The 11,051-nt window shown below is 28.7% G+C and carries 14 protein-coding genes; 3 read left to right on the top strand and 11 right to left on the bottom strand.

The genetic code is table 11. The features are described 5' to 3' along the window. Entirely contained in the window at positions 1-369 is a 369-nt protein-coding gene (locus tag ACWYN7_RS01420) for an MmcQ/YjbR family DNA-binding protein (RefSeq protein WP_462858061.1), read from the bottom strand. A gap of 59 nt (positions 370-428) precedes the next feature. Between ACWYN7_RS01420 and ACWYN7_RS01415 the strand changes: the two genes are divergently transcribed. Then, positions 429-1,409, top strand: a complete 981-nt coding sequence (locus tag ACWYN7_RS01415; RefSeq protein WP_462858060.1) for a CorA family divalent cation transporter — start codon at positions 429-431, stop codon at positions 1,407-1,409. Positions 1,410-1,678: 269 nt separating this feature from the next. On the opposite strand, the gene ACWYN7_RS01410 is transcribed toward ACWYN7_RS01415, so the two are convergent. From ACWYN7_RS01410 to ACWYN7_RS01375, 8 genes are all read right to left on the bottom strand, one after another. After that, a complete protein-coding gene (locus ACWYN7_RS01410; RefSeq protein ID WP_459484536.1) occupies positions 1,679-2,428 on the bottom strand; it encodes a cyclase family protein in 750 nt (249 codons plus the stop codon). Positions 2,429-2,545: 117 nt separating this feature from the next. Continuing rightward, positions 2,546-3,733 carry a radical SAM family heme chaperone HemW gene (gene hemW / locus ACWYN7_RS01405; RefSeq protein WP_462858059.1) on the bottom strand — a complete coding sequence of 396 codons (1,188 nt, stop codon included), beginning with the start codon at positions 3,731-3,733 and terminating at the stop codon, positions 2,546-2,548. Beyond that, positions 3,730-4,053, bottom strand: coding sequence for a hypothetical protein (locus ACWYN7_RS01400; RefSeq protein WP_462858058.1), 324 nt, complete (start codon positions 4,051-4,053; stop codon positions 3,730-3,732). Before ACWYN7_RS01400 ends, hemW begins: the two co-directional genes overlap by 4 nt. A gap of 78 nt (positions 4,054-4,131) precedes the next feature. Continuing rightward, complete coding sequence (ruvC, locus tag ACWYN7_RS01395) at positions 4,132-4,683, bottom strand: crossover junction endodeoxyribonuclease RuvC (RefSeq protein ID WP_462858057.1); 552 nt, start codon at positions 4,681-4,683, stop codon at positions 4,132-4,134. A 4-nt stretch (positions 4,684-4,687) separates the two neighbouring features. Beyond that, complete coding sequence (locus ACWYN7_RS01390; RefSeq protein ID WP_462858056.1) at positions 4,688-4,819, bottom strand: hypothetical protein; 132 nt, start codon at positions 4,817-4,819, stop codon at positions 4,688-4,690. Positions 4,820-4,924: 105 nt separating this feature from the next. Continuing rightward, positions 4,925-5,629, bottom strand: a complete 705-nt coding sequence (gene mnmC2 / locus ACWYN7_RS01385; RefSeq protein ID WP_462858055.1) for a tRNA (5-methylaminomethyl-2-thiouridine)(34)-methyltransferase MnmC2 — start codon at positions 5,627-5,629, stop codon at positions 4,925-4,927. 1 nt (position 5,630) lies between these two features. Continuing rightward, positions 5,631-6,053: a hypothetical protein gene (locus ACWYN7_RS01380; RefSeq protein ID WP_462858054.1), complete on the bottom strand. Its 423-nt coding sequence runs from the start codon at positions 6,051-6,053 to the stop codon at positions 5,631-5,633. Further along, positions 6,053-6,556, bottom strand: a complete 504-nt coding sequence (locus ACWYN7_RS01375; protein ID WP_462858053.1) for a DUF4920 domain-containing protein — start codon at positions 6,554-6,556, stop codon at positions 6,053-6,055. The genes ACWYN7_RS01380 and ACWYN7_RS01375 overlap by 1 nt, the downstream gene beginning before the upstream one ends. A 118-nt stretch (positions 6,557-6,674) precedes the next feature. Here ACWYN7_RS01375 and ACWYN7_RS01370 point away from each other — a divergent pair, with 118 nt between their 5' ends. Then, positions 6,675-7,730: a branched-chain amino acid aminotransferase gene (locus ACWYN7_RS01370; protein ID WP_462858052.1), complete on the top strand. Its 1,056-nt coding sequence runs from the start codon at positions 6,675-6,677 to the stop codon at positions 7,728-7,730. A gap of 75 nt (positions 7,731-7,805) precedes the next feature. Here ACWYN7_RS01370 and ACWYN7_RS01365 read toward each other — a convergent pair whose 3' ends face one another. Together ACWYN7_RS01365 and ACWYN7_RS01360 are read right to left on the bottom strand one after the other, a co-directional pair. Then, on the bottom strand, positions 7,806-8,741 hold the full coding sequence (locus ACWYN7_RS01365) for an endonuclease/exonuclease/phosphatase family protein (protein WP_462858051.1): 936 nt from the start codon (positions 8,739-8,741) through the stop codon (positions 7,806-7,808). Positions 8,742-8,782: 41 nt separating this feature from the next. Continuing rightward, positions 8,783-10,423 carry a mechanosensitive ion channel family protein gene (locus ACWYN7_RS01360; RefSeq protein ID WP_462858050.1) on the bottom strand — a complete coding sequence of 547 codons (1,641 nt, stop codon included), beginning with the start codon at positions 10,421-10,423 and terminating at the stop codon, positions 8,783-8,785. 96 nt (positions 10,424-10,519) lie between these two features. Between ACWYN7_RS01360 and ACWYN7_RS01355 the strand changes: the two genes are divergently transcribed. Then, the gene (locus ACWYN7_RS01355) at positions 10,520-10,978 is read left to right on the top strand and encodes a Spy/CpxP family protein refolding chaperone (RefSeq protein WP_462858049.1); all 459 of its coding nucleotides are present in this window, start codon (positions 10,520-10,522) and stop codon (positions 10,976-10,978) included. The last annotated feature ends 73 nt before the right edge of the window (positions 10,979-11,051 follow it).

Genomic DNA, 11,051 nt, shown 5'->3' with positions numbered 1-11,051 from the left:
TTACAAATTGGCTAATTCAGCTTTTACTTTTTTTGTTAAACCTTGCACAACCAAATCGTAAGAATGATGTATCAACTCAAAAACTAATTCATCAGAAACATCAGCAGTGTTAATTTTTACGGTGTTCCAATGTTTTTTGTTCATATGAAAACCTGGGTAAATACCTTCATATTCAGCACGCAATTCTAAAGCCTTTTCAGGGTTACATTTTAGGTTGATTTTCTGCTCGCCTTTTTCCCAATGATTTAAGCCCACCAAAGCAAACATTTTGTTCATCACCTTAAAAACAAGCGTAACATTATCAAAAGGAAAATGTTCAGTTACGCCTTTTTTAGCCATACAAAAATCTCGTAATTGTTCTATGTGCATTTTAGTTGTTGGTTTTAAAAAAGTATCTTTATAAAACCAAATCTACAATTAATTTTAAAATGGAGAAGGATTTTTTAAAACAGACATCGCTAATTAGTTATTCTGTAAATCATTATCAAAAGAATACTTACAATGCGATTTCTGATATTATTTTATCGAACAAAACACCTTCTACAGAATGGGTAAATACTTATGGAAACAAGTATTCAGAAATTTTTAAAACTATTGTAAACCACAATAAATTAGACGATTTTTTGATAAAATTATTTATGGATGATGAGCATTCTAATAAAGTTATTTTGTTAGACGATTTGGTGTTTGTGTCTACTCGTGTTTTAATTACCAAAAGCGAAACTTTAGAATCTGAACAAATGCTTTTTGTAGTTTCTTCTAGTTATTTGTGGAGTATTCAAGAAAAAGAAGGCGATTATTTTGATTGGATTCGTGAGCGTTTAGAAGCCAATAAAGGCATTGTTAGAAAAAAGAAAACAGATTATTTATTGTTTTTAATTTTAGAATCGATTGTAGATAATTATCAGGAAACGTATCAAAAAAATGCAGCTTTAAGTGCAGATAAATTAAACTCTACTCAGATAAAACCAACTCCAGAATTTACTGCTGCAGTAGAAAAAAGAAAGCAAGAATTGTTCAATTTTAAAAAAGCAACCTTAAGTTTAAGAGATACTATTATTAAACTCGAAAAAATAGAAATTGATCATTTTGATATCAAATATTTTAGCGAATTAAAAGAACAAACCAATAATTTAACTGCGAATATAGATTTTGAATTGCAAGAATTAGAAAGTAAGATAAACCTGATATTTAGTATACAAGGTCATAGATTAAATGAGGTGATGAAAACCTTAACAATCTTTTCTGTAATCTTTATTCCGCTTACTTTTTTGGCAGGTATATACGGAATGAATTTTGAAAATATCCCTGAATTAAAATACAAGAATGGTTATTTTATTTTGTTAGGTATTATGGTTTTGGTAACTGCCATTGCTGTTTGGTATTTTAAACGTAAAAAATGGTTTTAATTTTTCTTTTTAACAACGATTAGTTTTATCAGAAAAATTAATGAAATTAGGCTAAATAGAAAGGCAGCACATTTGGCAATTTGAATCAATAGATAATATCCAAAGGCATAGGAATTGTTACTTGTTACTAATAAATTGAGTAGGTTTTTTATATTTTCTGAAAACTCCATATATAAATAAATACATAGCGAAGTTATAAACACAAGCAAAAGTTTGGTATTTTTAAGAAGTGCTTTCATCAACAAAAAACCTTTTACAAAAGCAAAAAATTACTTTATAATTTCATACAAAACTGGTTTACTTGGTGTAGCATCATTCTCAAAAGGTGCAATCATTAAGTTTAATAAATACTCACCATCTTCTACAGAATTTGGCACATAAATAAACTCTGTAATGGTGGCATCCATTCTAATTTCTCCTGCTGTATTCCAAAAAGCATTGTGCGATAAAAGTTTACCATCATCTTTTTCTTTATCTACAGAAGGTAAATCTATAAGCAAATGTTTAATCCCTTTTTCTCTTAAATAAATGGCCGCTTTTTCTGATAAATACGTAGGATTTGTATTCGAATATTCCATACTTTTTTTATCCTCTAAATTGGGTAATGTACGAATAACAATAGCATCTCTTTTTTTGTTTTTTAAAGCAGTTTTTAATTGTTTTACGCCAATTAAAAAATCGCCATTATGAAACAAAGGAGCAATAGTAACCACTTCTGCTAAAAAAATAAAATACTTTAAATTCTTATTTACAGAATGTACTTCTTTGGTAATATGCCCCACACATTCTGTATGTGTTATGTGCGAATGTGGATTAAAATGTATACTGTTAAAGTTAACCACAGCTCCATTTGCAACACTTATTTCATATCCTTCTTGGGTTTCTGCAGAAATTTTTGGTCCATCTGTATACCAAGCATTTACATTTTTTTTAGACGAATCAATAGGAATTGAAATGTCTATAGGATTAGAAATATCTACTATTATTTTTCTTGAGTTGTATTCTACTGTTGCTTTCATTTATGCTGAACTGATTTCAGTATTTTTTATTATAATTAATTACTTTCTTTTGATTTCTAGAACTGCTAAAAACAAATTGATACCTTATTTTAAAATGCTAATTTACAAATGCTTTTTTTAATGCAGCATAAATAAATCTGAAGCAATTCCATCTGATAAAAATTTACCTTTTTTTGTGGTTTTTAAAATTTGGTTTTCAATATACAATAATTCTTCGTTAATGTATTTTTTAGATTGATTTTCTAAATATGCTGCAAAATGAGCTCCAAAATCTTTACTAATTTTATTGATAGAAACTCCCCAAATAGTTCGTAAACCTGTCATAATATACTCATTATACCTGTCTGTTTTCGATAAGGTTTCTCTTTCTATAGGCAGCTGATTTTGCTGAATTGCTTTTATATATTTTGCGTTATTTCTAACATTCCAACTTCGTTGATTTCCGCTAAAAGAATGGGCAGAAGGACCAATACCTAAATACGGTTTGCCCAACCAATATGCAGAATTGTTTTTACTAAAAAAACCTTCTTTACCAAAATTAGAAGTTTCATAATGTACAAAATTGGCTTTTTCTAATTCATCAATTAAAATATGAAATTGCTCTTGGGCTTTTTCGTCATCAACATTTTTAATAATTCCTTTTTGTATAAAATTTGCCAACGCAGTTTTTGGCTCAACTGTTAAAGCATAACTCGAAATATGAGGAATTCCGAAACTTAAAGCAGTTGCAATATTTGCAATCCATTGCTCATTAGTACAATCTGGAATTCCGTAAATTAAATCCACAGAAATATTTTTAAAATATTTGGTTGCTAGCCTTAAACACTTTTTGGCTTCTGATGCATTGTGTGCTCTATTCATCAATTTTAAATCGTGTTCAAAAAAAGATTGCACACCAATACTCAATCTGTTTATGGGTGATTTAGAAAGCTCAATTATTTTTTCTTCGGATAAATCATCAGGATTTGCTTCGAGCGTAATTTCTGGATGTTCTACAACAGTATGATTTTGATAAACAGCATTTACCAACTTTTCTATTTCTTTAGTTGATAATAAACTCGGAGTTCCGCCACCAAAATAAATGGTTTCTATTTTTGATTGATTCAGCTCTTCTTTTCTAATTTCAATCTCTTTAATTAAACAAGCAATTAACTCCTCTTTCTTTTTTAATGATTTAGAAAAATGGAAATCGCAATAATAACAAGCTTGTTTGCAAAATGGGATGTGTATGTAGATTCCTGAAGCCTCTCCTAACCTCTCCAAAGGAGAGGAACTCCTATCTGTGTATAAATTTTTAATCTTCATTGATTATAATTATGAATTAAAAACTTAAATGCACAAATTATTACAAGTAGAAAAATCAAAAAAGATGAAATCAACTCTATTTTTAATGAATTAATATCATAAATGAAAACATTTTGTTTTTTATTGGTCATTAACAAAAGAAAATTTTGTTTTTTAATTTTCATACAATCTTTTGATTTAATTCTTAAAGAATGTGATTTATTTTTGTAGTTAAACTTTAAAAATTTTGAATTATTCTTACTTAAATACTCGCAATTAATTGGTGTTGAAAAATTATCTTTTTCGATTCTGATTTCTTTTCCAGAATTTAAAATATCCATTTTTTTCAACTGAGTTTTTAATAATAAAGAAGAACCAAAAACAAGAATTAAAATAAAGAAAATTAATCTAATTTTCATTTATTTAATTTTAGAAGGGTTTTGTTTAACAAATGAAGCCCAACCCGAATAATTTTTACCACCAACAACTTTTCCTGAGTTATAATAATGACAAACTGCAGCAGCCAAACCATCTGTAGCATCCAAATTTTTTGGTAATGATTTTAAGTTTAAAAGCGATTTTAACATTAAAGCCACTTGTTCTTTACTTGCACTTCCATTACCTGTAATTGCCATTTTAATTTTTTTTGGCAAATATTCTGTTATAGGAATTTCTCTAGATAAACCAGCAGCCATTGCAACTCCTTGTGCTCTGCCCAATTTTAACATAGATTGTACATTTTTACCAAAAAATGGGGCTTCTATGGCAATTTCATCTGGATGATAGGTATCTATAAGTTCTATTGTTCTTTCGAAAATGAGTTTTAATTTTAGGTAATGGTCGTCGTATTTTTTTAGAATTAATTCATTCATTTGAATAAATTCCATTTTTTTACCCACAACTTTTATAATTCCAAAACCCATTATTGTTGTTCCAGGGTCTATTCCTAAAATAATTTTTTCTAGCGCCAAATAGTTAAAATAAAGATTTTAAAAGCGATTCTGCATTATACCATAAAAACAAAGCCAATGCCAATAATATAACTAAAAAAAGCCCTTTTGCAGGTTTCGATTCTTTTTTTCTTCCAAATTTTCTTTTGAATTCCATTGCTTTAATTGTTGTTTTTAATTTAGATGTAAAGCTAGTAAATGTTATTGATAGTTTTGCCAATCTTAAGAGGATGTTATTTTCATCAAAAAAATAATACAAAAATTAATCTAATTTCTTTTTGATTGCTCTTAACATTTCTCTTTTTCCTGGAGGCCCTTCTAATCTTTCTACATAAAAACCAACACTTTGCATGGCTCTTCTTACACTGCCCTTTGCAGAGTAGGTAGTTAAAACACCTTCTATTTTTAAAGCGTGATACATTTTTTTAAAAATAGATTCCGTCCATAATTCTGGTTGATTTGTAGCTCCAAAAGCATCAAAATAAATGATATCGAATCGATTTTCATCATTTATATTTTCGAAAAACTGTTTTCTTTTAGTGAGTTTAAAAAGCTCCGAAATTTGATGTTCTACATCCCAAGAAATTTGATGCATTTGTTCAAATTCTGATTTATTTTTTAGCGCTTTTAATTCAGAAACATAATTTAGTTTAAGAATTTCATCATCTAAAACAGGATAAGCTTCTACACCAATATAATCTACTTTTAAGTTTTTCTTTTGGGCTTCTAAAAAAGTAATAAATGCATTTAAACCAGTGCCAAAACCAATTTCTAAAATAGATATTTCATCAAACTTGTTTTTATCAACTTCTACAAGAAAATCATTATAAAACTTCTCAAAACCTGCTTTTATAAAAACGTGATACGCTTCTTGTATAGCTCCGTGTTTGGAGTGGTATTGCTCATTCCAATCTGGTAAATGTATGGACGTAGAACCATCAGAAGTTGTTATAATTTCTCTTTTCAAATTATTGAATCAATAGTTTTTTAATTTTAGGTATAGGCCCTATACAGGTAGTTTTATGGCAAGCAATACAACTGTTAATGGTTTTATTATGACTAAATTTTAAAGAGTCTTTTGGTGTTTCAAAAAGCATTTTATAATTGTTTAAATAAAAGTCAGAAAAACCTTTAAAAACGGTATTTCTATCTGTAGAATCTGTAAGTTTTGCAGTGTGAATTTTAGAAAATTCTTGATGATATTTTTCAGGAGATTTCCCTTCTAAAATCAGTTTTTTGTTTTCTAAATTTACTTGGTACATACTAAGCATTAAAGCAGCCATTTCTGACTGCTGATATGCTTTATTTTCTTGTATAATTACTTTGTTTTCTTTTTTATCGACACAAGATAAAATACTTATAAACAACAACATACAAAGTAATTTTTTCATTATTTTTTCATTAAAACACCATTAGCTTCAAAAGAAAATTCTTTTTTTGGTGCTGTAATTTTAGCAATTTCTTCTTCTGTTTTTCCTGCATCTTCTGCATAATGTTTTAACTCATCTACAGAAGTTTCTTTTAAAAATGCTTTACCTTCTACAATAACTTCTCTGTCTTTAGCATCTAAAGGCATAAAAAAACCATAATCTTTAAAACGAACCATTGTTTCAGTTTCGCCAACTGGTAATTTCATCCAACATCCTTTTTTAGAACAAACTTCATTAATTTTAGATGCAAATTTTACATTTATAGTGTCACCAACATTTAAAGTGTTGAATTTTGCCAACATTTCTTCTGATGATAATGCTTTATCTGCCGAAATTTTATCGCCAAAAGAATCGAAATTCATAGCTACCTTTTCTTCATTTACAGTTGCTTTTTCTTCTTTAGAAGTTTTACAAGCGGTAAATACTAAAAGAAATACGGCACAGAATTTTATCAAATTTTTCATCTTATATTTTTTTAATAGATTCCTAACAAAAGTACTAAATTTAATGAGAAATGTGAATTTACTTATGAGTTTTGAATAAATAAATTACGTACATTTGCTGTTACATAATCAACAAAAAATGACATCAAATATAGAAATTCAACGTGTTAAAAATTCGAAGATAGCTTCTGTAGATTTTGATAATTTACCTTTCGGAAGTGTATATTCTGACCATATGTTAACTTGCGATTTTGTAAATGGCAAATGGCAAGAGCCTAAAATTGTACCTTTTGCACCTATTACATTAGACCCTTCTGCTAAGATTTTTCATTATGGGCAATCTATTTTTGAAGGGATGAAAGCTTATAAAGATGCTGATGACAATGTGATGCTTTTTAGACCTTTAGACAATTGTAAAAGACTAAACAAATCTGCTGAACGTTTGGTTATACCAGAAATTCCTGAAGATATTTTTATGGATGGTTTAAAGGCCTTACTTGAAGTTGATCGTGATTGGATACCTACAAACGACGGAAGTTCTTTATACATAAGACCTTTTATGTTTGCTTCTGGTAATGGTTTTCATGCATCACCTGCAGACGCTTATAAGTTTATTATTTGTTCTGCTCCTTCTGGTCCTTATTTTGCTGGTAAAGTAAAAGTTTTAATCGAAGAAAAATATGCACGTGCTGCAAATGGTGGTGTTGGTTATGCTAAAGCTGGTGGTAATTATGCTGCGCAATTTTACCCAACACAACTGGCTATAGAGAAAGGTTACAATCAAGTAATTTGGACAGATGATAACTCGCACCAATTTATTGAAGAAGCTGGAGCCATGAATATTTTTGTAAGAATTAACGATACTTTAATTACTAGCCCAACAAGTGATAGAATTCTTGACGGAATTACACGTAAAAGTATTTTACAAATTGCAGAAGATAATGGCATTGATACTGAAATTAGAAAAATTTCTGTAGGTGAAGTTGTAGAAGCTGCTAAAAATGGTAGTTTAAAAGAAATGTTTGGAGCAGGAACTGCTGCTGTAATATCGCCAATTTCTGGTTTTGGTTATCAAGATAGTGATTATGATTTACCAGAATTAGAAGATACTTATGCTGCAAAATTAAAGAAGTTAATTACAGACATACAAACTAATAAAACTGAAGATCCTTATGGTTGGCGAGTTTTAATATAAATACGTATTTTTAGTTAATATTAATAAAAAAAGCATCAATTAATTTTGATGCTTTTTTTTATAAATTTAATTCGATTATTTAAGTTTAAATTGCATATAAACAGGTAAATGATCTGAAGCTTGTTCAAACTCATTTAAGACTCTTCCAGAAATATATTCGATTGAGTTTTTGGTATAAAAAATATAATCAATTCTTTTAGCAGGCGCTTTAGAATCAAAAGTATTCTTAATATCTGATGCATCAAAAGCTGCATTTCCAATATCTTCTAAAGCAAACATTTTTTGAATAATAGCATATTTATCTCTAGCTTTAGAATTAAAATCACCCAATAAAATTGTTGGATAATCCTTTTTATATTGATTGAATAATGCTAAAACCTCATCAAATTGTTTAACTCTGGTATTTTTATCAAAAGCCTCTAAATGCACATTTATTAAAACAACCTCTTGTTTATTTAAAGTAACTTTTACGATTTGCGCCAAACGATCTAAATAAAAAGCATTTCTATGAAAAGGTGCATCTGCAACTCTTTGCAAAACAAATCTCTGTTGATCTTTTAACAAATATTTACTAATAATAGATTGCCCAGAAACTACTTTACCAAAATGCATAGAAATAGGCCAATAAGGAAAAGGTAAATAACGTTTGTCCCAATTAACAGCTGTTGCTCTAAAACCATAACCTAAGTTTGCTATTTCTTCTTCCTGATTTATGTTGTAAGAACGAGAAGCATTATAATCGATTTCTTGAAATGCAATAATATCTGGATTCATCTTTTTTGTTTCTGATAAAACTTGTTGCATATTTTCATCAAACAAACTCTTTGGTTTTGCAACAGGTAAGTTATTGGTCATTCCACTTAAATAACCAATATTATAAGTAACAATGCTAAAAATAGAATCATTTTTTGGTTGATAATCTACTTTTTTTTCTGTTAACTTTTCATACTCACTTTTGTTTAAGGTAGATGAAGAAGCCCAAAAAAAGAAAACGACAAAGGCTACTATCAACAGTAAAAAAAATCGAAAAATAAATTTTAAAAAACGTTTCACTAGCTTTCTGGCGTATTTTCTGGTGGAGTATCGTTTCTAAAATCTTCTAAAACCTTATCTAAAGATTTTTTAATTTTTTCTTTATCTGTATTGTATTTTGGTGATAAATTGCTTTTATCTGGAAATTGCTCAATAGAAACAGTTGTAGACGGAAAAGCAAATTCTACTCCCAATTCTGCAGCTAATTTTAAAATAGCCATATGCAATCTGTGTTTTGATGATTGTTCTGTGCTCCAAGCCAAACTTTTAAAATAAACATTCATCATTACCAACAAAGCAGAATCTCCAAAACCAGTAAACTCTACATTATAAGAATCAGATTTTGTTTCTGGATGTTCTTTAATAATAATACGAACTCCGTTTACAAAAGCCTCTATTAATTCTGGTGGTGTGTCATAACGCAATCCTAAATTGGTGTTGTAACGTCTGTACAAACGTAAACCACTATTGTTAATTACCATTTCTGCCAATTTACTATTCGGAATTTGATACACAGTTGTATCTGCAGCTCTAACTCTTGTAGATCTAAAACCAACTTCTTCTACAGTACCTGTAACTTCGCCTGCAGAAATCCAATCGTCTATATGAAAAGGTTTGTCTAAAAATATGGCAACAGTACCAATAAAGTTTTTAACAGTGTCTTGAGAGGCTAATGCAAAAGCCAAACCTCCAATGGTAGCACCTGCTAAAATGGTTGTTGTATCTACACCAAATAATTGCAAAACTTTAAAGAAACCAAAGATTAAAACAACACCTGTTAGTAAATTATTTAAAATTGGCACTAATTGATCATCTAATCGATTGTCTGTTTTAGAGGTAAATTCTGAATAGATTTTCATAATTACTTTTACCAATTTCAAGAAAACATAAATCCAAAAAACAGTTTCTGCAATATTTATTGATAAAAACACCCATTTATTAATGGTTAAAGAAAACTGTAAAGAAGGAAAAATAGTATCAATAAATTTTACAGCAACCAATAAACTAATGGGTTGTGCTAACTTTTTTAACACTTGATTTATACCAATATTGGTATTACTTTTTGTAATATAATGTTGTAATTTCTGTAAAATTAAAAAGGCAATTTTCCTGAAAATGAGAAAGATTAAAAAAGATAAAATAAACAAAATAATTACAGCTGCAAATTGCCACAACTCAACTCCTAACACTTTTTTATAACCAGAATTCGGAATAAAATCTTGAAATTTATCTACATACCAAGGAAAAACTTCTTTGTAAATACCATCTATTCTCGCAATGGTTTCTGATGAGTAATACCAACTATTTTCTACCTTTTCTACATAAATATTTGGCATTCTTTGCGGAAACAATACATACCTATCTTTAGTGGTAAAATCTAACGAATCTTTGTAATTTGGGTCTGATGGAACTCTATTAAAATCGATAAATAAACCTTTACCATCTAAAACTTTTTTAATTTTTATGGCTTTTTCTATCGCTTCTTTTTCGGGCAAACCTAAAATAGATTTTGCTGCTTTTTTAGGTTGATAAGAATCGTTCTGCAAAAAATAAATATGCGTATAAACTGTTGATTTTGGGCTACTTAAATCTACAGTAACATTTTCTTGAGCTTGAGTTAAAAAGGTTAGTAAATAAATAAAAATAAGTAGTTTTTTCATATCAATAATTTGTTAAACAGCTGTTAATTAATGAAACAAATTTAAACCTTTTAATTTTTTTGATGTCAAAGAAGCATAACAAAAATAATTTAAATCATGAAAAAAATAATAGGTATAGTAGTTTTAGTATTCGTTTTTACTTTAACTGCACAAGCACAGAAAAAAAGAGGTAATAAAGGATCAAAAATGACAGTTGAACAACATACAGAATTGGCTGTTAAAAGAATGACATTGGCTTTAGATTTATCTGACAAGCAACAAAATCAAATTAAACCTTTGATTAAAGCACAAGCAGAAGAAAGAAAAGCAGCCATGGAAAAAAGAAAAGAGGCTAGAAAAAATGATGAGAAGCCTACTGCTGATGAAATGTATGCAATGCAAAGCAAACGTTTAGACGCTCAAATTGCATTTAAGAGCAACATGAAAAAAATCTTAAATGATGAGCAATTTGAAAAGTTTGAGAAAATGAATAAAGGCAGAAAGATGAAAAGAAAAATGAAGGGGAACAAAAAAGATATGAAAGAACGCAGAATGGCAAGAGAAAAAAGAGATTAAAAGCAACTGATTTGGTTGATTGGTTTATATCTGGCTCAATTTCCTTTAGAGGAAATTGGGCTTTTTTTATGCT

The sequence above is a fragment of the Polaribacter sp. M10 genome, from assembly GCF_054968445.1.
The sequence above is the reverse complement of the archived record's forward strand: the minus strand, read 5'-3'. Positions and strand labels throughout refer to the sequence as shown.